This is a genomic window from Proteus cibi (genome assembly GCF_003144405.1).
GTDB lineage: Bacteria > Pseudomonadota > Gammaproteobacteria > Enterobacterales > Enterobacteriaceae > Proteus > Proteus cibi.
Genome location: NZ_PENW01000011.1, coordinates 1 through 21,970, shown reverse-complemented (window position 1 = coordinate 21,970; position 21,970 = coordinate 1). Strand labels below are relative to the sequence as shown.

General features: G+C 34.8%; 21 protein-coding genes. 9 read left to right on the top strand and 12 right to left on the bottom strand.

The genetic code is table 11. The annotated features are described in order from the left end of the window. Window positions 1-89: 89 nt before the first annotated feature. The gene (rimO, locus tag DK865_RS06820; RefSeq protein WP_109391513.1) at window positions 90-1,418 is read right to left on the bottom strand and encodes a 30S ribosomal protein S12 methylthiotransferase RimO; all 1,329 of its coding nucleotides are present in this window, start codon (window positions 1,416-1,418) and stop codon (window positions 90-92) included. 359 nt (window positions 1,419-1,777) lie between these two features. On the opposite strand from rimO, the gene DK865_RS06810 reads away from it, so the two are divergent. From DK865_RS06810 to DK865_RS06790, 5 genes are all read left to right on the top strand, one after another. Then, window positions 1,778-2,215, top strand: a complete 438-nt coding sequence (locus DK865_RS06810; protein ID WP_023583406.1) for a rhodanese-like domain-containing protein — start codon at window positions 1,778-1,780, stop codon at window positions 2,213-2,215. Window positions 2,216-2,284: 69 nt separating this feature from the next. Continuing rightward, entirely contained in the window at window positions 2,285-2,755 is a 471-nt protein-coding gene (gene secB, locus DK865_RS06805; RefSeq protein WP_006534205.1) for a protein-export chaperone SecB, read from the top strand. Next, window positions 2,755-3,771 carry an NAD(P)H-dependent glycerol-3-phosphate dehydrogenase gene (gene gpsA, locus DK865_RS06800; RefSeq protein ID WP_109391512.1) on the top strand — a complete coding sequence of 339 codons (1,017 nt, stop codon included), beginning with the start codon at window positions 2,755-2,757 and terminating at the stop codon, window positions 3,769-3,771. Before secB ends, gpsA begins: the two co-directional genes overlap by 1 nt. 94 nt (window positions 3,772-3,865) lie before the next feature. Next, the gene (gene cysE, locus DK865_RS06795) at window positions 3,866-4,687 is read left to right on the top strand and encodes a serine O-acetyltransferase (RefSeq protein WP_036914561.1); all 822 of its coding nucleotides are present in this window, start codon (window positions 3,866-3,868) and stop codon (window positions 4,685-4,687) included. Continuing rightward, window positions 4,687-5,232, top strand: coding sequence for a serine acetyltransferase (locus DK865_RS06790; RefSeq protein WP_109391511.1), 546 nt, complete (start codon window positions 4,687-4,689; stop codon window positions 5,230-5,232). The genes cysE and DK865_RS06790 overlap by 1 nt, the downstream gene beginning before the upstream one ends. A gap of 30 nt (window positions 5,233-5,262) precedes the next feature. Here the strand turns inward: DK865_RS06790 and DK865_RS06785 are convergent, their stop codons facing one another. From DK865_RS06785 to cpxR, 10 genes are all read right to left on the bottom strand, one after another. After that, the gene (locus tag DK865_RS06785) at window positions 5,263-6,246 is read right to left on the bottom strand and encodes a hypothetical protein (protein ID WP_109391510.1); all 984 of its coding nucleotides are present in this window, start codon (window positions 6,244-6,246) and stop codon (window positions 5,263-5,265) included. A 115-nt stretch (window positions 6,247-6,361) separates the two neighbouring features. Beyond that, window positions 6,362-6,865 (bottom strand): tRNA (uridine(34)/cytosine(34)/5-carboxymethylaminomethyluridine(34)-2'-O)-methyltransferase TrmL, encoded by a 504-nt coding sequence (gene trmL / locus DK865_RS06780; RefSeq protein ID WP_109391509.1) that lies wholly within the window; start codon window positions 6,863-6,865, stop codon window positions 6,362-6,364. A 33-nt stretch (window positions 6,866-6,898) separates the two neighbouring features. Next, window positions 6,899-7,690 carry a glycosyltransferase family 2 protein gene (locus DK865_RS06775; protein WP_109391508.1) on the bottom strand — a complete coding sequence of 264 codons (792 nt, stop codon included), beginning with the start codon at window positions 7,688-7,690 and terminating at the stop codon, window positions 6,899-6,901. Window positions 7,691-7,726: 36 nt separating this feature from the next. Beyond that, window positions 7,727-8,893: a nucleotide sugar dehydrogenase gene (locus DK865_RS06770; RefSeq protein WP_109391507.1), complete on the bottom strand. Its 1,167-nt coding sequence runs from the start codon at window positions 8,891-8,893 to the stop codon at window positions 7,727-7,729. Between the two features lie 36 nt (window positions 8,894-8,929). Then, window positions 8,930-10,087: a glycosyltransferase gene (locus DK865_RS06765; RefSeq protein WP_109391506.1), complete on the bottom strand. Its 1,158-nt coding sequence runs from the start codon at window positions 10,085-10,087 to the stop codon at window positions 8,930-8,932. Further along, entirely contained in the window at window positions 10,071-11,282 is a 1,212-nt protein-coding gene (locus DK865_RS06760; protein ID WP_109391505.1) for a lipopolysaccharide biosynthesis protein, read from the bottom strand. The genes DK865_RS06765 and DK865_RS06760 overlap by 17 nt, the downstream gene beginning before the upstream one ends. After that, the gene (locus tag DK865_RS06755) at window positions 11,272-12,513 is read right to left on the bottom strand and encodes a hypothetical protein (protein ID WP_109391504.1); all 1,242 of its coding nucleotides are present in this window, start codon (window positions 12,511-12,513) and stop codon (window positions 11,272-11,274) included. Before DK865_RS06755 ends, DK865_RS06760 begins: the two co-directional genes overlap by 11 nt. Beyond that, window positions 12,497-13,633, bottom strand: a complete 1,137-nt coding sequence (locus DK865_RS06750) for a glycosyltransferase family 4 protein (RefSeq protein ID WP_109391503.1) — start codon at window positions 13,631-13,633, stop codon at window positions 12,497-12,499. The genes DK865_RS06755 and DK865_RS06750 overlap by 17 nt, the downstream gene beginning before the upstream one ends. Window positions 13,634-13,962: 329 nt before the next feature. Further along, window positions 13,963-15,354 (bottom strand): envelope stress sensor histidine kinase CpxA, encoded by a 1,392-nt coding sequence (gene cpxA, locus DK865_RS06745; protein WP_109391502.1) that lies wholly within the window; start codon window positions 15,352-15,354, stop codon window positions 13,963-13,965. Window positions 15,355-15,366: 12 nt separating this feature from the next. Then, window positions 15,367-16,065, bottom strand: a complete 699-nt coding sequence (gene cpxR / locus DK865_RS06740) for an envelope stress response regulator transcription factor CpxR (RefSeq protein ID WP_023583423.1) — start codon at window positions 16,063-16,065, stop codon at window positions 15,367-15,369. Window positions 16,066-16,263: 198 nt separating this feature from the next. Here cpxR and cpxP point away from each other — a divergent pair, with 198 nt between their 5' ends. Further along, window positions 16,264-16,806: a cell-envelope stress modulator CpxP gene (cpxP, locus tag DK865_RS06735; RefSeq protein WP_023583424.1), complete on the top strand. Its 543-nt coding sequence runs from the start codon at window positions 16,264-16,266 to the stop codon at window positions 16,804-16,806. A 395-nt stretch (window positions 16,807-17,201) separates the two neighbouring features. Next, the gene (locus DK865_RS06730; RefSeq protein ID WP_109391501.1) at window positions 17,202-18,251 is read left to right on the top strand and encodes a glycosyltransferase; all 1,050 of its coding nucleotides are present in this window, start codon (window positions 17,202-17,204) and stop codon (window positions 18,249-18,251) included. Window positions 18,252-18,316: 65 nt separating this feature from the next. Here the strand turns inward: DK865_RS06730 and fabG are convergent, their stop codons facing one another. Then, window positions 18,317-19,072, bottom strand: coding sequence for a 3-oxoacyl-ACP reductase FabG (gene fabG, locus DK865_RS06725; RefSeq protein WP_109391500.1), 756 nt, complete (start codon window positions 19,070-19,072; stop codon window positions 18,317-18,319). A gap of 532 nt (window positions 19,073-19,604) precedes the next feature. Here fabG and pfkA point away from each other — a divergent pair. After that, the gene (gene pfkA / locus DK865_RS06720; RefSeq protein ID WP_023583426.1) at window positions 19,605-20,582 is read left to right on the top strand and encodes a 6-phosphofructokinase; all 978 of its coding nucleotides are present in this window, start codon (window positions 19,605-19,607) and stop codon (window positions 20,580-20,582) included. Window positions 20,583-20,850: 268 nt separating this feature from the next. Further along, on the top strand, window positions 20,851-21,852 hold the full coding sequence (locus tag DK865_RS06715) for a sulfate ABC transporter substrate-binding protein (protein ID WP_109391499.1): 1,002 nt from the start codon (window positions 20,851-20,853) through the stop codon (window positions 21,850-21,852). Window positions 21,853-21,970: the final 118 nt, after the last annotated feature.

Genomic DNA, 21,970 nt, shown 5'->3' with positions numbered 1-21,970 from the left:
AGATTATAAAGCAATAATAATCGGAGAGAGGAAAAAAGAGGTATTCTGTGTGACAGCGCAATAGAATATCACGCTGTCCACGAGAGAGATTATTCGACGATAGTACCCCAAAGATCATATTCGTCTGCATGTTCAATAAGAACACGAACAATTTGCCCCGGTTCTACATCAAATTGCTCATTGAGATAAACCGCACCATCAATTTCAGGCGCATCAGCCATACTACGACCAATCGCACCTTCTTCATCCACTTCATCAATTATAACAAGCAACACTTTGCCGATTTTCTCTTGCAGGCGTTCTGTCGAAATTTGTTGCTGTAATTGCATAAAGCGATGATAACGCTCTTCTTTCACTTCTTCAGGTACTTGATCAGCCAGCTCATTTGCTTTTGCACCCTCTACAGGGCTGTATTTAAAGCAACCTACGCGATCTAAACGTGCTTCGGTGAGGAAATCCAATAACATTTGGAAATCTTCATCTGTTTCACCCGGAAAACCAACAATAAAGGTAGAACGTAAAGTTAATTCTGGGCATATTTCGCGCCAGCGTTTTACGCGCTCTAATGTACGCTCAACGGCACCTGGGCGTTTCATTAATTTTAAAATCTTAGGGCTAGCATGCTGTAATGGAATATCCAAATAAGGCAAGATTTTACCTTCAGCCATTAAAGGAATAACATCATCAACATGTGGATATGGATAAACATAATGTAAGCGAACCCAAATCCCTAATTTTGCCAGTTGTTCACATAAACTGACCATACTGGTTTTGACAGGCATTCCATCCCAAAAGCCGGTTTGATGTTTAGTATCAACACCGTAAGCTGAGGTATCTTGAGAGATAACCAGTAACTCTTTTACGCCCGCATTAACCAATCTTTTCGCTTCACTTAAAACGTCACCGATTGGACGGCTATCTAAATCGCCTCGCATTGATGGGATGATGCAGAAAGTACAACGGTGATTACAGCCTTCAGAAATTTTTAAATACGCATAATGACGAGGCGTTAATTTTACACCCTGTTCAGGAACAAGGCTGAGAAAAGGGTTGTGATCAGGTTTTGGTACATAGTGATGAATATGAGATAAAACTTGTTCATAACTATGAGGCCCTGTGATTTCGAGGACTTTAGGGTGCACTTCACGAATTTGGTTCTCTTTTGCACCTAAACAGCCAGTGACAATAACTTTACCGTTTTCATCGAGTGCTTCACCAATCGCTTCTAGCGATTCTTGTACTGCGCTGTCAATAAACCCACAGGTGTTGACGATGACTAAATCAGCATCATTATAGGTAGGAACAACTTGATAACCTTCTGTACGCAGTTCGGTTAGGATACGTTCAGAGTCCACTAAGTTTTTAGGGCAACCTAATGAAACGAATCCAATTTTAGGCACTTGATTTGTTTGCGACATGCTCGTGTTCTCAATACTTTTAAATAAATAACAGATAGTTGTTGTATCTCAGACAGGTATAAATCTTACGTAATATGGGTGATTTTATACGTAAGTAGCCACTATTAGGGATGCTGATTTATTAATAGCTTGCCTGAAGAGGGATCCTGTAGAGTAAAAAGGCAAGGCCTTTTCAATTCATCATTTTTCACGGAACCGACGCTAATGGTACATAAATCCGTCAATAAAAAAAATGATTGTTGAGAAACTTTCCGCAAAAATAGAAAGAGAAAAGCAGGAATAGGCTGTAATTGCGCCATGACAAAGGTATACTTTGGCTCTTTGATACTATTTTTAACCAACGAGAGTGATTGCATCCTATGCTGCAAGAAGTAATGCAATTTTTCAACCGGCACACCCTGTTAAGCTTTGTCTGGGTCGCGTTGCTGGTGGCGGTCATTGTATTGACCTTTAAAGGGCTTTTTTCTAAGACGAAAAATATTTCCCGTACAGAAGCGATTTCTTTGATAAACAAAGAGAATGCGGTGTGTGTTGATATCCGTAGCCGTGATGAGTTCCGTAAAGGACACATCATTGATTCTATCAATTTAACGCCTTCTGAAATCAAAAATAATAATATTGCTGAGCTGGAGAAATATAAATCACAGCCAGTTATTGTTGTATCACCATCAGGTATTGAAGGTGCAAAACCGGCAGAAAGCCTCATTAAACTCGGTTTTGAAAAAGTCTTTATCTTAAAAGATGGTCTTTCAGGCTGGAGTGGTGAGAATTTACCACTGGCTAAAGGTAAAAAATAACGCGCGGGCAGATTGAGTTCTATACTTACTGCTATTCAATTAATAAGGATATAAAAAGGTAAGATTATTATGTCAGAACAGCAAAACCAAGAGATGACTTTTCAAATTCAACGTATCTATACAAAAGATATCTCTTTTGAAGCGCCTAATGCCCCACAAGTTTTCCAAAAAGAGTGGCAACCAGAAGTTAAATTAGATCTGGATACTTCTTCTAATACTCTAGCTGAAAACGTGTATGAAGTTATTCTGCGTGTTACTGTAACTGCAACAATGGATAACGAAACTGCATTCCTGTGTGAAGTTCAACAAGCAGGTATCTTTACCGTTGAAGGTATCGAAGGCACTCAATTAGCACATTGCTTAGGTGCATACTGCCCTAACGTTCTGTTCCCTTATGCTCGTGAATGTATCACTAACTTAGTTAGCCGTGGTACTTTCCCACAACTGAACTTAGCACCAGTTAACTTTGATGCGTTGTTTATGAACTATTTACAACAGCAACAAACTGATGCCGCTAATGAAGGGGCTGAAGAAGCTTAATGAACGCTTCTATGACAGTTATCGGTGCCGGTTCATACGGCACCGCTTTAGCGATTACCTTAGCGCGCAATGGTCATGATGTTGTGCTTTGGGGTCATGATCCTGAGCATGTTGCAGCATTGGAACAAGCACGCTGTAATCAGGCATTTCTGCCCGATGTTTCCTTTCCTGATAGTTTATACATGGAAGCTTCTTTGCAAAAAGCCATTGAAGCTAGCCGTAATATTCTAGTTGTGATCCCAAGCCATGTTTTTGGTGATGTATTGCAACAGATCAACCCCTTTTTACGTCAGGATGCACGTGTTGTTTGGGCGACAAAAGGACTTGAGGCTCATACTGGTCGCTTGTTGCAAGATGTAGCGCGTGAAGTATTAGGTAATGAAATCCCGCTCGCAGTTTTATCTGGTCCTACTTTTGCTAAAGAGCTTGCGGCGGGTTTACCTACTGCGATTTCGGTCGCATCAACGGATAATACGTTCTCTGAAGAGCTTCAACAGCTTTTCCATTGTGGCAAAAGCTTCCGTGTTTATAAAAATCCTGACTTTATCGGTGTGCAATTAGGTGGCGCGGTAAAAAACGTGATTGCGATTGGTGCCGGTATGTCTGATGGTATGGGCTTTGGCGCCAATGCGCGTACAGCGCTTATCACCCGTGGTCTTGCTGAGATGAGCCGCCTAGGTAAGGCTTTAGGTGCAGATGCTGCAACGTTTATGGGAATGGCAGGTTTGGGGGATTTAGTTTTAACCTGTACCGATAACCAATCCCGTAATCGTCGATTTGGTATGATGCTAGGTCAAGGATTGGATGTTGATACTGCTCAAGAGAAAATCGGGCAGGTCGTTGAAGGTTATCGTAACACCAAAGAAGTTCGAGCATTAGCTGAGCAGGTTGGTGTTGAAATGCCTATCACTGAACAGATCTACCAGATTTTATATCAGCATAAAGATGCCAAAGAAGCGGCATTATCTTTATTAGGCCGTGCAACAAAAGATGAGATAGACAGCAATCTATTCTAAGTCTATTTTAGATAATCGGTTATTTGTTTCTGTTTTAAACATAAGAAGCCTAAGTTTTTACTTAGGCTTCAATGTAAAAAGAATGAGAGTGAGTATGTCGCTAGAAGAATTAAAAAGAGTCTGGGATCATATTAAAAATGAAGCAAGATGTTTGGCAGATTGCGAGCCAATTTTGGCGAGTTTCTTCCATGCGACATTACTCAAGCATGAAAATTTAGGTAGCGCGTTAAGTTATATGTTGGCGAATAAGCTAGCAACTCAGACAATGCCTGCGATCGCTGTTCGTGAGATTGTCGAAGAAGCCTATCGTAGCGATAATTCTATGATTGAATCTGCGGCTTATGATATTTCAGCTGTGCGTTTACGCGACCCCGCAGTGGATAAATACTCTACGCCACTGCTTTATTTAAAAGGCTTCCATGCCTTACAAGCGTATCGCATAGCCCATTGGTTATGGGGGCAAGATCGTAAAGCATTAGCTATTTACCTACAAAACCAGATTTCTGTCACCTTTGGTGTTGATATTCATCCAGCAGCTCGTATTGGCCACGGTATTATGCTCGACCACGCAACAGGTATTGTGATCGGTGAAACCGCTATCGTAGAAAATGATGTCTCTATTTTACAATCTGTCACCTTAGGGGGAACAGGTAAAACGTGCGGTGATCGCCATCCTAAAGTTCGTGAAGGCGTGATGATTGGTGCAGGTGCTAAAATACTCGGTAATATTGAGATTGGTCGCGGTGCCAAAATTGGTGCGGGATCAGTGGTCTTACATGAAGTGCCCGCACACACCACGGTTGCTGGCGTTCCCGCGCGTATAGTGGGTAAACCAACCAGTGATAAGCCTTCACTCGATATGGATCAACACTTTAATGGTGTAGTACCCGGTTTTGAATGTGGTGATGGTATTTAATGGCATTAACAGAAGTGACATTTTCTGAACTAAAGGCTTGTTTACACGCCGAGTATATTGGTGATAACAAGCCTTTTAGTTGGATAAGACTTTTTCACCGAGTTTTTTTCTGCCAACGTTCTCGTTATCTGTTTTGGTGGCGTATCGCTCAATTCTTTTATTTCTCTAACAATCGGTTTCTTAAAAAGTTAGGCGCTCGCATTGGCGCTAAAAATAACCGTAAATATTGCAACGATATCTCACTAAGAACTCGTATCGGTAAAGGTCTTTCATTACCGCATCCTATTGGGATTGTACTGACTAATTACTGTCAGTTAGGTGAGAATGTGACGTTAATGCAAGGTGTGACTATTGGAGTAAAAGAAAAAAATGGTGAGGCGGATATTCGAGTTGGTAACCATGTTTATATTGGTTGTAACTCATCGATTATCGGCGGAGAGATAGAGATTGGTGATAATGCGATAATTGGTGCTCACGCATTAGTATTAAAGGATGTGGGGGAGGGGTGTCGCTATATCAATAAGATAATAGTAAATATCAATTAAGGTATCATTAATTGATAGTACCCATTCAAGTTATATAGAAAGTAGAGTATTTAAAATTAGCCTGTCAGGTTTTAAATAATTATTATAATAATGATTATTTTTTTCCATCATTTCATACCTAAGCTCTTTATCATTCACAAGTCTATCAACGGATTGGTATAATTCTTCTATATTTTTAAATGGAAGATAATTATTAAAATTCCCTGGTGTAATATATTCTAACGGTTCAGATATTATAGCCCGTGAAGATGCAATAAATTCACCAAATCTCCATCCTGTGGATTGATGCAAACCCGTTGATGTAATACATATCTCATGATTTTTCATCATATAGATAAAATGTCTACGATGAGTTTGAGTTTTAGGTAAAATAAAATTAGGTGCGATTTTTCTAGAATACTCAATATCATTAATGCCTATAGTGGATATTTTTTTGAAATTATCACTTAACATATTTAAAGCATCAACTCTAAGTTTATTGAGTTTCTTTATTTCATTGTATTTTTCTATTTCTATTGAATTAGACTCTTCGGATATAACTTCTGGTTCCCATAATCGGGTTAAAAATAAAACTCTGGGATTGTTTGATACTTTTGGCGTAGTTTCAAGGTCATAATGTCTTACAATCTCTTTACCCAACAGTCTTCTAATATTTCCAAAAAAATTGTCAACTATCCCGTATACAGGTTTTATTTCATAGTTAAACCCAAGAGGCCTACACTTTGGGAAATTTTTAGCAAGATTTTCAGAATAACTTCTTTTAAAATATAAATCACACCATTCATAATCAGGAATAGAAAAAAAATTTCTTTCTATATGATCACCATCATTTGCATCATAAACTATTTTCTTACCATCAACATCTGCTCTTAATATATGTTGAATACTTGCACTATTATCATCTTTATCTATTTTAGATATATTAATAATATTTTTTTTCTTTAGAAGTAAAAAACCATATATATACTGACTTATATGATGAGAGTATTTAAATGAGAGAGTCACGTTATGCATGTGGTATTTTTGCCTCAGACAATTTATAACAATTCTATACTTATAGAAAAAAGCGATTATCATATGATTGATAAGACGCTTTTTATTATTTTTTTAAAGAAAATTAAAAAATTGACTAATCTTTTAATAATGCTCCTGGATAACCTAACTGCCGCCATGCTTCAAAAACCACAACGGCAACCGTATTTGACAGATTCATACTACGGCTATCAGCAAGCATTGGGACTCTGATTTTCTGTTGCATTGGCATATTATCTAAAACATAAGGTGGCAACCCACGCGTTTCAGGTCCAAACAGGAGATAATCACCATCTTGATAGCTGACATTGCTATGTGCTGGAGTGCCTTTTGTGGTTAAGGCAAATACACGCGCACCTGTCGGCGATTGTGCATTATCAGGATTTAAACCTTCACTTTCTAAAAAAGCGTAGTAATCATGATGCTGTTTAATATCAGCAAACTCACGATAATCAAGTCCTGCACGACGTAGACGTTTATCATCCCAAGTAAAACCCAATGGTTGGATCAAATGGAGATGAAAGCCTGTGTTGGCACACAGGCGGATAATATTACCCGTATTCGGTGGAATTTCGGGTTCAAATAAGACGATATTGAGCATATAAAGCCTAATACTGGGTATTCAAAATGAGTGTTATTTTAAAACACCTATTTTTTTAGCTAAAGATGGAAATTTAGATCTAAAAAAACCGTTGAAAGCATAGTGAGAGAAATAATAAATAGAATGAAAGATATTTAATCTTTCTTCTTCTCTATAAATTCGCCATTGATACTTTGCTGCATTAAGTTTATTGGAAGAGATTGAATTTTCTCTTATATTATAATAACCAAGAGACTCATTTATCCCGTAGGCATAAGGTGTTTGTTTCAGTAGTTTTAGCCAGAGAGCATAATCTTGTCTTTTTCTTATTGATGGCATTGAAAAATCATTAAATTTCTCTTTATCAAACATTACTGTTAAACAACCAATAGAACAGACCTTTAGCATGTCTGAATAACTTACTTTTTCAGGAACCCCAATTTTACAGATAAAAGTGTTATCTTCAGAAACTCTATCATAAGCAGAAAAACAAAAATCTATCTTATTAGATAACATAAAATTAAGCTGTTTTTCTAACTTATTCTCTCGCCAATAATCATCGCTATCTAAAAAGCAAATAAAACGCCCATTAGCAAGTGATAATCCTTTATTACGAGTAATTCCAGCACCTTGGTTAGCTTCATTTTTTAATACTTTGATCCTCTCATCTTTGTAAGAAGATACTATTTCAATAGTATTATCATTAGAACAATCATCAATAATGATTAATTCAAAATTTTTATAGGTTTGTCTCAGTACAGAATCTATAGACTTACATATATACTCTCCTGAATTATAGGATGGCATAATGATAGATATTAAAAAATTAGTATTTTTGGATAACATCAGAACTACAGCCTAATCTTAAAGATAAATATATAATTAATCGTTACCAAAGAGGTCACGAGTATAAACTTTTTCTTCAACATCGTTTAGTGCTGATGACATTCTATTGGTGATAATAACATCAGAGATTGATTTAAATTCATTTAAATCACGAATTAATCTTGAGTTAAAGAATGTTTTTTCTTTCATTTCTGGCTCATAAATCACTACTTCAATTCCTTTGGCCTTAATGCGTTTCATAATGCCTTGGATAGAAGAAGAGCGGAAATTATCAGAACCTGATTTCATAATTAAACGATACACACCGACGATTTTTGGCGATTTTGCAATAATAGAGTCTGCAATAAAATCTTTACGAGTGCGGTTTGCTTCCACGATTGCACTAATAATATTATTAGGAACAGAGTCGTAGTTGGCTAAGAGCTGTTTAGTATCTTTTGGTAAGCAGTAACCGCCGTAACCGAATGATGGATTGTTATAGTGATTACCAATACGCGGATCTAAGCAGACACCTTCAATAATTTGTTTGGCATTTAGGTTGTAAGCTTGAGCGTAGCTATCTAGCTCATTAAAGTAAGCAACACGTAATGCCAAATAAGTATTAGCAAATAATTTAATTGCTTCTGCTTCTGTGGAATCAGTGAATAGAACATCAATATCTTTTTTCAGTGCGCCTTGTTGTAAAAGGTCAGCAAATTTTTGAGCCCTTTCTGATTGTTCACCAATCACAATACGAGAAGGGTATAAGTTATCGTAAAGTGCACGACCTTCACGTAAGAACTCAGGGGAGAAAATAATATTATTCGTATTATATTTCTCTCTCATCTCTTTAGTAAAACCAACAGGAATAGTTGATTTAATAATCATTGTAGTATTGGGATTATATTCTAAAACATCACGAATGACAGACTCTACAGAAGAGGTGTTGAAATAGTTCGTTTTAGGATCATAATCGGTTGGTGTAGCAATGATAACGAATTCGGCATCTTTATAAGCGAATTCTTTATCTAAGGTTGCTGTAAAGTCGAGCTCTTTGGTTGCTAAAAACTCTTCAATTTCTTTGTCTGTAATTGGCGAGATTTTTTTGTTAAGTAATTCTACTTTTTCTTTATTAATATCTAACGCAACAACTTTATTGTTTTGGGAAAGAAGTATTCCGTTAGATAGACCGACATAGCCGGTACCGGAGATGGTGATTTTCATTTTATATACCTTATTTTTTGTATAATAATATCAAAATTATTGTGTTTTTTTGAATATAGCTTCCCATTGTTCAAGTATATATTCATCATTTAATTCTGGTTTCCTTTCATTAAGGCAGTTTTCATTAAATGAATCTATATTGGAATACAATATTTCAATAGCTTTTTTGATATCTTCTATTAAGTGAGAGTTAATATCCATTCTTTCTATTTTTTTTGCATAATCGAGAGCTTTTCCTGAAAAATTGGGATTCTTAGAGTCACTATATGGGTGATATCTATTTTCTATTAAAATCCCAGTAATACCATCTATAATATACTCGGAAATTGCAAATGTATTTGTTGCTATTGATGGTTTTTTTAATTTTATAGCTTCAAGCAAAGATAAGGCATGAGTGTCAAAATATGTCGGGTGAATAATTATATCTATACTATTTATTAACTCTAAATACTCGTTTGTTGATAATCCAAATGGGATGAGCTTGATGTTTTTAAAATTTTTAGTAGATAGATTATTTATTATTTCTTCATTTGTAACTAAATATAATTCAAGATCTAAATGTTTCAAATCCTCAAAAGCTTGAATGACTTCTCTTCCGCCTTTTAGCTTAAAACTGCTTGAGCAAAATAATAATTTTATAGGTGGTGATGTTGATATAAATGTATTATTAGAAATAATTATATTTTCTGTTGATGAATAAGGGTATATAACTCCTAAATTGATATCTTCAAATGACTTTTCTATTTTAGCTTGAATGAAAATTTGTTTAGTTGATTCCTTTGACGCTTCAGAATAAAAAACGAACCCTTTAAAATTCTTCTTTTTTATTAAATTTTTGAAGAAAAATAAATTTATTTTATTGATTTTTTTCGTGTTGTAAGAAAATAATCCAATACCGCATTCTACATAAACAATATGATTTTTTTTAGTAAGTATAAGTTTAGAACCAGTTTCTACAATTAATTGAGTATTATTTGGAATTGAAGTAAGTAAATGATATGGGATTAGCCATTCTAAAGGAGGAAGCCATGGTATTGATTTAGAAAAATCTAATATTTTTTCTTTTAGCCCTTTTTTCTCAAACATTTGCTTTGTTTTTTCTTTGGAATAATTACAACCTAACTTAATAGCTAAATTTTTTATCCATTGCCTAGGAGTCCTAAAATATATGTCAACATTATTTTGTTTTTTCATTTTTAAGATATACCCCTATTTTAAAATATAAAATAATATAAAAAATTACACTGTAGATTAAATAGCAGTATATATATACTGTTGAAGAATAGTTCATATATTTTGAAAGGATTATTAAAGATATAAAAATAAGTAGTTTTATAGTTTCAAAATATAATTGATATTTATGTTTTTCTAGATATGTCAATGATTGTGATACAGGAATAACCGCACCTTGTACTATACAAAGAAGTAATATAGGTGGTAAGTATATTTTTAATTCAACCCAATTATTCATTGCTTCATTATTGAATGCTGTAAGTGCAAATGTTATAAAAAAGTAGATAAATGAAAATATTATAATATTTATAACAAAACAATAAATACTAGTTTTATAAAATAAAGATGATGCTAATTTTAATTTTTTCTTTCTTAGTTTTTCTGAAAATTCTTTATTGTAAACCTGCATAATTATTCTTAGAATAAAATTGGATGGATTGATAAATAAACGTTGCATGATATTTATCAATCCTAATACATAAGAACCGAATAAGAATTGTATGCTAATTGGTAGTATCTGGCTGGAAAAACTATTTATTAGGCTGGATATGCTATTGGTTGTGTAATAGCTTTTGTATTTTTTAAATATATATTTATATAAATTCGTTTTTTTTCTTAATCCTCTTTTTAGTACTATTAAATAAATAAGGCATAAGATAGAAAGTAAAATAGATGATAAAAAATATCCTACTATAAGACCTTCAGGATAATCATGTATCGCTAATATTAATTGTAGTATAGGAATGGAGCTGATAAATATAAATCTAATAATTGATGCTTGATAATGTTTATTGTTTCTTAACAATAGATTGGAAATAAAAACTTGTATAGCTTGAGAGAATATAGCTATAGATAGGTAAAATGAAAATTTATATTTTACTAAGAAAGTAATTAAAAAAATAATTAGAGAGACGAAAGCTATAGAAAGCAATGATAAATTAATTATATTATTTAACTCTTTATCTCTGCAAACAAGACATATAGCTTCAAAACGAAGGCATGATATAGCTAAAAACAAACCAATTAAAGAAATAAAGAAAGCGTAATCGCCAAAAATATTAGGTGTGTATTTACTCATAAAAAAAGGTGTTAGAATGAAAGTTATCCCATGACCAAATACAGGGCCTAATAATAATTTTAAAATTTTATTTTTCATTTCTTTTATTGAATAATATAGGTGCTAAGATTAAGATTAAGATTCCAGCATGAGTAAATAGAAATGTTGAAAAAGCACTACCTTGAATGGCATATATTGTTATAAAAATCAAACCAAAGTATTTAGGCGGGAAGTGAGAGTTCTTTAAAACTTTAAACACTATACTAGCTAGGCATATATTTATAAAGACGCCTAAGTGCCCTAAGTTAGCGTATCCATCACTAATATACCCATTGTTGGCACTCATTTCTTCACTATTAAAATAGGCTTTCCCAATTAATTGAGGAATTGTTTTATCAAAAGGATAATCTATAATTATTGATAAATATGAATTGGAATAATAAGTAAAAGAGGATTGGAAAAAATCAAAAAAATAATAATTTAATAGTGATGGAATGAAAAATAATCTACGTATTAATAAGGACTCTGGTTCTTCAAAATCAATTATTATTCTTAAAAACAATATTACTAAAAATAATACTAGTGTTGCTTTTGTGATTTGAGAATATTTTTCATTATAGTTATTGGCGCCAATATAAAAGCCTAAAATAACAAAAAGGGTAAGAAATACTGATTTATGCGCGGTAGTCATAAATAAGTATAGTAGTACTATACTTGATATAATAAATAATAATTTATTCTTTTTTTCCAATGCATATATAATACTTATTGGACATATTACTTTAGCTAACCAAAAGTAACCATATACAGAGAATGATGTATTAGATAGTCTAGACTCTCTTCTTATATCATATATATCTTTAAATAAAAAAACATTGAAATTCAATTTTATACCATGTGCTAAAATGACAGGGATTAAACAAAGCAACATAAGGGAAAATAAAAGAAATAAAATAGATCTTTCTGTTAGTTTTATCTTTCTAAATTTAATGCCAATAGTAAGATTTAAGATGATATTTGTTATTGGGATAGCTAATAACGACCATGTTATTATGCCAATGGTTGAGAGCTGATAGGAGTATAAAACACTATTTGGAATAGTGTTAAATATTATAATAAAGAAGCAGATTAATCGATTAAAATCGTCTTTTATGAAGATGTAGTATATAAAACAAAAATTTAACAAGCTATATGAGATGAAAAAATCAAATAAAGAAAATTTATTTAAAAAACCCATATATGAATATTTTATAGATATAAAACTTTCATAAGAGAATAAAAATATAAAAAATATAATTGTCAGAATGGTAAAGTTACTTAATTTCTTCATAAATATTAATATACTTCGTTATTATTTCTTCTAAAGAAAAGGATTCTTGGGCTTTTTTATATATTTTAGCTTTTAAGTCTGCAAGTAATGTATGATTTTCAATTAAATCTTTAAGAACAGAATATAATTCTTCTTGAGATGAAATAAAAAATGCTCCATTGTTAGAATCTAAATATCCGTCTATTCCTGTACCTTTTTTCCCAATAATAACACACCCATTAATCGCGGCTTCTATATATACCATTCCAAATGTTTCATTATCACTTGGTAATATAAAAATGTCGCTATTACTTAATATTTCTAGAACTTCATCATTTTTTTTCCAACCATGGAAGTGAATTTTTTCATTTTTTATAGATGAAAGATTTTCATATAATGGGCCATCACCAACAATGTTAAGCCTCATTTTTTTTTCATGTATATTTAATCTGTTAAATACTTCAATTACCCAATCTATATTTTTTCTTTTTATTAATTGAGCGCAGGTTGTTATTATTATCTCATTTCTATTCTTTATAGGGAGTGTTGATGGAAACTTATCTTTACTAATGCCATGTGGAATACAAACCACATCTATATTAAAAATATTTTTTATATATTCTTTTATACTTTGGTTAATGGCGATAAGAAAAGATGCATTTTCTAAGACCTTTTTATATAGCTGAAAATAAAATCCTGAATGTTTTATTTTCTTTATTCTATCTATATCGCCCTGTCTAATACTAACAACATAGTTTATATTTTTTTTCCTTGCTAGTTTATAAGCTATTAACCCATCGGGCAAAATATAATGAGCATGGATAATATCTATATTTTTAATAAAATTGTAAGTATTCTTATTTATATATAGACTAGATAAAGAGAATTCATAAAACTTTGGAAGCCTAATAAAATTATAAAATAAAAGTTGTATATTACTATCTATATAGGCTGTTCTTCTTAGATTAGAAAAAATTTTATATCTTTGGGGTAAAAAAGGAAGCTTAGGTATGTATTCTGCGGGAAATAACACTTTTTGATGAATGTTTCGCTTTTCTAATTCCTTTAAAATATTAAGAATTATAGGATTACCATCTAAGCTTTTTATAGGGATATTTCTAGTAATATGTAATATATTCATATTTAGTATAGCTACCGCACTGGGTTTACGGCCCCCAGAGCGCCAAAATTCATCTCGAAAAACCCTTATCTATATGTAACATAAGAGTTTTATTATATAAGCATACTTTAACAATATGCGAAAAACCGCACTGAGAGTAGACTCTTCAAACCAGACGGTCAAGTAATTGCTGGGTATTTTAGCATTGATTGTAGATATATAAATATCGGAATAGCGGTCGATTCAGCCAGATCATTCTGAATTGCATCATTAGATGCTAACAAAAAGAATATGCCACCTATTCTTCAATAGATGGCAGTATATTTTGATACAACAGTTTAATTACTCTATTAAGCCGTTGGCGATTTATTACCTGCACCCGCTCTTGGCAACCAAATCTCAACTCTTAACCCACCTAATGGGCTATCATCAGCTTTAACATGACCTCTGTGTTGGCTGACGGCAGTTTCAACAATCGCTAATCCTAAGCCTGTGCCTCCTGATTCACGATCTCTTGCTTCATCAGTGCGATAGAACGGTCGGAAGATATGCTCTCTATCTTCAGGGCTCACACCTGGGCCATCATCATCCACAATAATGGTGATCCCTTGGTTTTGTTCTGTGAATGCGACTTCAATGCGAGAGTTGGAGTAACGCAAGGCATTACGAACGATATTTTCAAATGCACTCGCCAGTGAATAAGGATTGCAGTAAATAGGCCATGCTCCAGGAGGTGTTGTCACTTGTAGCGTCTTATTACTTTGTTCCGCCTCAAATTTAGCATTATCTAAAATGTCATCCCACAATTCATTGGCTTTTACGGTCTCGCGTAATAACTCGTTTTTATGTTGATTACGGGAAAGAACCAATAAGTCATTAATCATACCATCAAGGCGTTGAGTCTCAGTTTCAATACGCTCTAGCTCCTTGCTCTCTCCACTACGACGACGTAACAATGCGCTGGCTAATTGTAAGCGTGTTAATGGTGTCCGTAGTTCGTGAGAAATATCAGAGATCAGACGTTGTTGAGCCTCTACCATACGTTCAAGGGCACCTATCATCTGATTAAAACTTGTGCCTGCTGCTAAAAACTCTTGAGGACCCGTTTCTAGTTCAGGGTGAGGGCGTAGGTTACCTTTAGCCACATCGTCAGCCGCATTTTTAAGCTGTCTTGCGGGTTTTGCTAAGCTCCAAGAAAGCCATACTAATAAGGGTGTGCTGATAAGCATGGTGAATATAAGTAACAATAATGGTTTATCAAATAATAAGTTGATAAAGTCAGATTGAGGGCTACTTGAAGGGCGCACGAGATAAAGTTGGTAATGATCTTCACCATCCCTTACCGAAAAGGGTCCTAACATCTCTGAACGACCATATTTTTTCTTTTTAGGGTGATCGGCGTTATCAGATTGACCAATAAAGTTTCTGACAACTTGCATCTCATTACGTTGAGCACCGATGATCCGGCCTTCACTCGTCACAATAATTAAACGTTGGCCAGGAGGTGCCCATTTATCAATGGCACGAATTAATCGACGCCACCAAAGGAGATCGTTGGCGGGATCTTGCGCTAATTCCGCTTCGATATGTTGTTCTAGCATAACGCCTTGACGGTATTCACTCTCTAAAAGAGGGGTAAGCTGGCGCGAGTCCAGCTTTGGAACCATCATAACTAGCACGAGAACTAAGGCTAGCGTCAGCCAGAATATTGCGAAAATGCGCGCTGACAGACTATTTATCATAAAGAATATTTATCAAGTTATTGAAACCATTAGATAACCGCGGCCACGTAACGTTTTAAACCAAGGTTGTCCATCTGTTCTTTCTGGTAATTTACGGCGTAAATTAGAAATATGCATATCAATCGCTCTATCAAACGGTGTTAAACGCTTGCCAAGGACTTCTTGGCTTAGATGTTCACGAGATACGACTTGTCCTAAATGCTGAGCGAGAAGATAAAGCAAGGTAAACTCAGTTCCAGTTAGTTCTAACGGTTCGTTATCAAAGCTTGCTTCTTGTCGACCAGGATTAAGTTGTAGCTTATCGACTTGTAATGTTGGAGATGTATTGCTATCAGTCTGTTTTTGTTCGCTCCAGTTTGAACGACGTAAAATAGCTCTAATACGTGCAACTAGTTCTCTATCATTAAAAGGTTTTGGTAAATAGTCATCAGCACCTAGCTCTAAGCCAAGCACTCGGTCAAGATCACTACCTCTTGCCGTTAACATAATGACAGGGGTCTGGAAATTTTGGCGTAACTCTTTGAGTGTCTCAATCCCGTTTTTACGTGGCATCATGATATCCAGTAATAACAAGTCGATAGAAGCATCTAAAAGTTTAAGTGCTTGTTCGCCATCAGAGGCGATTACAACATTAAAGCCTTCCATTTCAAGTAGTTCTTTCAATAGCGATGTTAATTCGCGATCGTCATCCACTAATAAGATTTTATGCATTCGTCAATTCCTCCAAGAGAAAAATACGATAATAAATAGCGCGAATCTATGACTTTACGTTCTTTTACACGCTCTGACGCTAGTTTGCAGCCGCAACGGTATAGTAATCCACATAGCAAAGAATTACACATATGAATTATACACATTGAGGTCGTATTAATTAGGTCGGTATTAATTTACCGAATTAGGAGTGAAGCAATGCGTAAAGTAGCAGTAGTTGCACTAGCATCAATGTTTTTAGCAGCTCCGACGATGGTATTAGCTGAAACCGCAAATACCAATCCGCCTACTGAGCAACAGTATAATGGTAATTATCACTGCGGTTATGGCTATGGAATGCATGGCGACCGTGATTATAGAGGTCACCGCGGACAACGAGGACATATGATGGATCGCAATTATGGCGAGTCACGTATGTTTAACGGTATCACCTTAACTGAGCAACAACGTACTCAAATGCGCGATTTAATGCGCCAGCATCATCAAGATAGATACAACGGAAATTTCCGTCAGCATCATGAGAATATGCATAAATTAGTGACTGCATCTCAATTTGATGAAGCCGCTGTAAGAGCACAGATGCAAGATATGGATAAGCAAGCAATTGAACGTCATGTTGAAATGGCAAAAGTCCATAACCAAATGTATCAGTTGTTAACCCCAGAACAGAAAGCGCAGTTGGAAAAGAATTACCAACAGCAAATGTCATATTTTGACCAACAAGTTCAACAGAATCAGTAATGAAGTAAGAGTGTAGTAAAGTAGTACCTAGTTAGAGAGTAAGTAGCAACAACGAAGTTTTTTCCTTGCCATAGACACCATCCCTGTCTTTTGCAGCCCCTCTGGAGAGGGGCTTTTTTTTGTTCATAAGTTTCTTGGATATGTTAGGATGGGATCCGATATTTTTACTATCTTGTATAAGTTTGGAATTATATGAAAGTACTACATTTGATTAATCTACAAGGTTTCGGTGGTGTTGAAAAAAGATTTATTAAATATTTAAATAAGAGTAAGCATAACAATATAGTTATGTGTGTTAGTAATAATATCGATGAAAGAATAGAGGAGCAATTTGTTAAAGAAGATNAAAAAGATTTATTAAATATTTAAATAAGAGTAAGCATAACAATATAGTTATGTGTGTTAGTAATAATATCGATGAAAGAATAGAGGAGCAATTTGTTAAAGAAGATATTTTATTTGTGAATAGGATTTTTAATTCTTTTAAAATTAAATGGCCATCATTTTATAGAAAAAAGATACTTATAAAAAAAATAGAAAAACAGAATGCTGATGCTATTATTGTTTGGGATTTTATTCCAAACTTAATTACCAAACCTAAATGTGGAAAGCTATTTTATTATGATTGTGGGTGTGGATGGAGATACCCGAGAAATGAAAGGACAATGTCTTTTTTTAGTAAGGTAGATGGATTTATATCAAATAGTAATGCATCTAAACGAGTTATGCAATTAAGGTATGGTCTTAATAAAGATATAAAAGTTATATTAAATAAATTAGATCTTCCTATAAAAAGCGAGCCAAAATTTTTATATAATAAAGAAAATATTGTATTGGGTACCGCATCTAGATTAGTTGGTTTAAAAGGTATAGGTATATCATTACTGGTATTAAAACAACTTTTAAATAAGGGAATAAATACGAAGCTTATTATAGCTGGCTCTGGTGAGGATGAATCAAAATTAAAAGAGTTAGCTAATAAGCTAAAGTTAAATAAATATGTTGATTTTTTAGGATACCAGAGTGAGTTATCCGATTTTTATCATAATATAAATATCTATTTGAGTACTCCTATAACAGAAGCATTCGGATTATCTTGTATTGAAGCTTTAGCAAATGGTGTACCTGTTGTTTTTCCTAAAATAGATGGTCAAATGGAAGCAATAAAAGATAACTATTGTGGTATTGGTTTGAAACCGCAATTAACACTAGAACAATATTCTGTTTTGACTGGATTATCTATTAATTTTGATAATCCTATATATGATCCAGAAACTGACAATTTGGTTGAACCCAAATTATTATTACCAAATGATTGTGTTGATGCCATAGAAAAGATAGTAGAAAATTATAACTTATTTAGTATCAACGCATTATCATGGTCAAAAATGACTATGGATTTTGATTTATTTGTCGAACAATTTGATGATGTGGTAAATAGTTAGTTTTAAGATTTCACAATATGTTACATACAAGCTTCTAATATATTTTAGAAGCTTGTTGATAATACCTACAACAACGCCTCTGGAGATTCAGGTAAAATCTGTCCGCCATCGACGATAATTGTCTGGCCTGTAATATATTTTGCTTCATTTGAAGCAAAGAATGCAGCGGCGTAGCCGATATCTTCAGGTTCACCTAACGTGTGTGTTGGGATAGAAGCCTTCATCTGATTTAAATATGCTTCGCCTTGGGCTTGTAAACCTTCAGTGAGGATATTGCCCGGCATCACCGCATTGATGGTAATACCATGACGTGCATATTCGAGTGCTGCACTCCGCATAAAACCTAATTGTCCTGCTTTACTTGCACCGTAATGGCTCCAGCCCGGATAGCCAGTAATCGCGCCCGTAATGGAAGAGGTAATGATCACTCGACCTTGTTTTTGTTTCTCCATTACACGTAGCGCTGCTTTCACTAAAAAGAACATGCCTTTTAAGTTTACGGTATGCATTTTATCCCAATCGGCTTCTGTCATCTCTTTAATGGTTGCTTGAGGGAAAATACCGGTATTGGAACAAAGAATATCGAGTTTGCCATACTCTTTTACAATATTATCAATCACGTCTTCACAGGCGGACTGATGAGTGACATCGAGGTGCATAAACTCAACATCCAATTCTTGTTTTGTTTTATTACCTGCAACATCATCAATATCCGCAATGATAACCTTAGCACCACTATTTTTTAGGGCAATGACAATTCCTTTCCCAATGCCTTTTGCGCCACCTGAAACCAAAGCGATTTTACCCGTTAAATCAAACATAAAACCTCCTATTAAGTGTGAGATCCACTGTATCAGCCTAGATTGAAAAGCGGTAAATCAACCAGAGAACTTTGTTGTTGGTCACAAATGTACCCTAGATCATTTGTTTCTTTGGAAGGAAGACATCACAAAATAGAGAGGTAAGCGCGAGATAGCACATCACATTAGCGAAAACTGAATATTTATCAAAATATGCCGATGCTGTTTTTTAGCATAAATAGCGTTTTTTTGAGATGAATGCAAAAAGGCAGTAAAGTGTCTGTATAAAAAGTGTTAACTTATTAGTGAAACACATTTGAGATAGACTAGTATAATCTTTATACAGGCTATTTGATTAGTTTAATACGCATCAAGTTTATGAAAAAAAATGTACGATAATGATGAACTGGTAAAAAATATGCGTACAATGGTATTGTTGAATCAATTCAGCATTTGCAATGTCGGAAAATTACACCAGATAAGCCGGTATTGAAATAAAAAGTTATTCCAACAATTTTGCAATAATTACATCGAATAAGAATCAGAGGTAATCATGGTCAATAGGATCAAAAGAATTGGGGTTTTAACAAGTGGTGGTGATGCACCAGGTATGAATGCCGCGATCCGTGGTGTTGTTCGTGCCGCACTAAGCGAAGGTTTAGAGGTTTATGGGATTATGGATGGCTATATGGGGCTATATGAAAATCGCATGAAAAAACTCGACCGTTTTAGCGTGTCAGACATGATCAACCGTGGTGGTACATTCCTTGGTTCTGCTCGTTTCCCTGAATTTCGTGAAGACAATGTGCGTGCTGTCGCCATTGAAAACATGAAACAAAATGAGCTTGATGCCTTAGTCGTTATTGGTGGTGATGGTTCTTATCTCGGTGCAAAAAAATTAACGGAAGCAGGTTTTCCATGTATCGGTTTACCGGGCACAATCGATAATGATGTTGCTGGTACGGATTACACGATCGGTTATTTCACTGCATTAGAAACAGCCGTTGAAGCAATTGACCGCTTACGTGATACCTCAACTTCTCACAAACGTATCTCTATTGTGGAAGTGATGGGACGCTACTGTGGTGACTTAACACTGTCTGCGGCAATCGCAGGGGGTTGTGAATTTGTTGTTCTGCCTGAATCTGAATTACCTTTTAATCGTGATGAATTGCTGGCAGAAATCAAAGCGGGTATTGAACGTGGTAAACGCCATGCAATCGTCGCTATTACCGAACACGTTTGTGATGTGCATGAGTTAGCACGTTTTATTGAAGCTGAAACTAAACATGAAACGCGTGCAACGGTATTAGGTCATATCCAACGTGGTGGTTCTCCAGTTGCTTACGACCGTATTCTTGCTTCTCGCATGGGTGCTTACTCTGTACAACTGCTATTAGAAGGCTATGGCGGTCGTTGTGTCGGTATTCAAAACGAAAAACTGGTTCACCATGATATTATTGATGCGGTTATGAATATGAAACGTGTCTTTAAAGCAGACTGGTATGAGACAGCGAAAAAACTGTATTAATAGATTTTCCGCAATACCAGAGCCTTTCTGAGTTCTATCCTTATTCGTGAACTGCTCTGATACATTTTCTTTGTGTCAGAGTAGCTTCTCGAGTGAAAATATTTCATTTAGCTATTTCTATCCTCCTTTATTTCTTCTTATCCCCTTATATTGCCCTATATTGCTAGTCATATTCCCGTTGTGTATATCCATCGGTTTTTTGTTATTTCATCGTGATAACACTTTCTGTCAGCCTAGTTAAATACTTAACGATAAAGGGTGGATAGCTATGTTTAAACAATGGGGCTTATTATCAACTGTTTTAGCGACGTTACTTTTTTCCAATACCGTATGGGCTAAAGATATTCAATTATTGAATGTCTCTTACGATCCCACGCGAGAGCTTTATCAGCAGTATAACCAAGCATTTAGTCAGTATTGGGAGCAAAAAACAGGTGATAAAGTGACGATCCGTCAATCACATGGTGGTTCAGGAAAGCAAGCGACATCAGTTATCAATGGTATTGAGGCAGATGTTGTCACATTGGCTCTTGCCTATGATATTGATGCAATAGCAGAAAGAGGGCGTATAGATAAGCAGTGGCTAACACGTTTGCCTGATAACTCAGCTCCTTACACATCCACTATCGTATTTTTAGTCAGAAAAGGAAATCCTAAACAAATTAAAGATTGGAACTCATTGATTCAACCGGGTGTTTCTATCATCACGCCAAATCCTAAAACCTCTGGTGGCGCGAGATGGAACTATCTTGCAGCATGGGGCTATGGATTAAAAGCTAATCATCAAGATAGTGAAAAAGCCAAAGCCTTCGTTAAAGCACTCTATCAGCAAGTGGAAGTATTAGATTCAGGTGCAAGAGGCGCGACTAATACTTTTGTTGAACGGGGCATTGGTGATGTCTTGATTGCATGGGAAAACGAAGCTTTATTAGCGATTAATGAATTAGGGGCAGATAAGTTTGAGATAGTCACTCCATCAGTATCTATTCTTGCAGAGCCTACGGTATCGGTAGTTGATAAGGTTGTTGATAAACGAGGAACACGAGAAATTGCCACAGCGTACTTAGACTATCTTTATTCACCTGAAGGACAAGAGATCGCGGCAAAAAATTATTATCGCCCCAGAGATAAAGCAATAGCAGAGAAATACCAAAGCAGTTTTCCAAAACTAGAACTCTTTACACTTAATGATGTTTTTGGTGATTGGCAATCTGCCCAGAAAATACATTTTGTGACAGGGGGAATATTTGATGAAATTAGCCGTCGTTGATTAAGTAAAGATGAGAAAAACAAAAAATCACCTTCTGTTGAACTGACCCCAATTTATTGGACAGTTTAAATTAGTTAGGTAAAGACTGAGTTCGGTATTGAACTGGACTCAGTCCTTT

Coding starts and splice junctions, on each gene's coding strand:
- rimO (WP_109391513.1), bottom strand. CDS start 1,418: ATGTCGCAAACAAATCAAGTGCCTAAAATTGGATTCGTTTCATTAGGT.
- DK865_RS06755 (WP_109391504.1), bottom strand. CDS start 12,513: ATGAAGAAATTAAGTAACTTTACCATTCTGACAATTATATTTTTTATA.
- fabG (WP_109391500.1), bottom strand. CDS start 19,072: ATGTTTGATTTAACGGGTAAAATCGCTTTGGTTTCAGGTGGCGCAAAA.
- DK865_RS06750 (WP_109391503.1), bottom strand. CDS start 13,633: ATGAATATATTACATATTACTAGAAATATCCCTATAAAAAGCTTAGAT.
- trmL (WP_109391509.1), bottom strand. CDS start 6,865: ATGCTCAATATCGTCTTATTTGAACCCGAAATTCCACCGAATACGGGT.
- pfkA (WP_023583426.1), top strand. CDS start 19,605: ATGGTCAATAGGATCAAAAGAATTGGGGTTTTAACAAGTGGTGGTGAT.
- DK865_RS06785 (WP_109391510.1), bottom strand. CDS start 6,246: ATGCATAACGTGACTCTCTCATTTAAATACTCTCATCATATAAGTCAG.
- DK865_RS06790 (WP_109391511.1), top strand. CDS start 4,687: ATGGCATTAACAGAAGTGACATTTTCTGAACTAAAGGCTTGTTTACAC.
- cysE (WP_036914561.1), top strand. CDS start 3,866: ATGTCGCTAGAAGAATTAAAAAGAGTCTGGGATCATATTAAAAATGAA.
- DK865_RS06730 (WP_109391501.1), top strand. CDS start 17,202: ATGTGTGTTAGTAATAATATCGATGAAAGAATAGAGGAGCAATTTGTT.
- DK865_RS06770 (WP_109391507.1), bottom strand. CDS start 8,893: ATGAAAATCACCATCTCCGGTACCGGCTATGTCGGTCTATCTAACGGA.
- DK865_RS06775 (WP_109391508.1), bottom strand. CDS start 7,690: ATGTTATCCAAAAATACTAATTTTTTAATATCTATCATTATGCCATCC.
- cpxR (WP_023583423.1), bottom strand. CDS start 16,065: ATGCATAAAATCTTATTAGTGGATGACGATCGCGAATTAACATCGCTA.
- DK865_RS06765 (WP_109391506.1), bottom strand. CDS start 10,087: ATGAAAAAACAAAATAATGTTGACATATATTTTAGGACTCCTAGGCAA.
- secB (WP_006534205.1), top strand. CDS start 2,285: ATGTCAGAACAGCAAAACCAAGAGATGACTTTTCAAATTCAACGTATC.
- DK865_RS06810 (WP_023583406.1), top strand. CDS start 1,778: ATGCTGCAAGAAGTAATGCAATTTTTCAACCGGCACACCCTGTTAAGC.
- cpxP (WP_023583424.1), top strand. CDS start 16,264: ATGCGTAAAGTAGCAGTAGTTGCACTAGCATCAATGTTTTTAGCAGCT.
- gpsA (WP_109391512.1), top strand. CDS start 2,755: ATGAACGCTTCTATGACAGTTATCGGTGCCGGTTCATACGGCACCGCT.
- DK865_RS06760 (WP_109391505.1), bottom strand. CDS start 11,282: ATGAAAAATAAAATTTTAAAATTATTATTAGGCCCTGTATTTGGTCAT.
- DK865_RS06715 (WP_109391499.1), top strand. CDS start 20,851: ATGTTTAAACAATGGGGCTTATTATCAACTGTTTTAGCGACGTTACTT.
- cpxA (WP_109391502.1), bottom strand. CDS start 15,354: ATGATAAATAGTCTGTCAGCGCGCATTTTCGCAATATTCTGGCTGACG.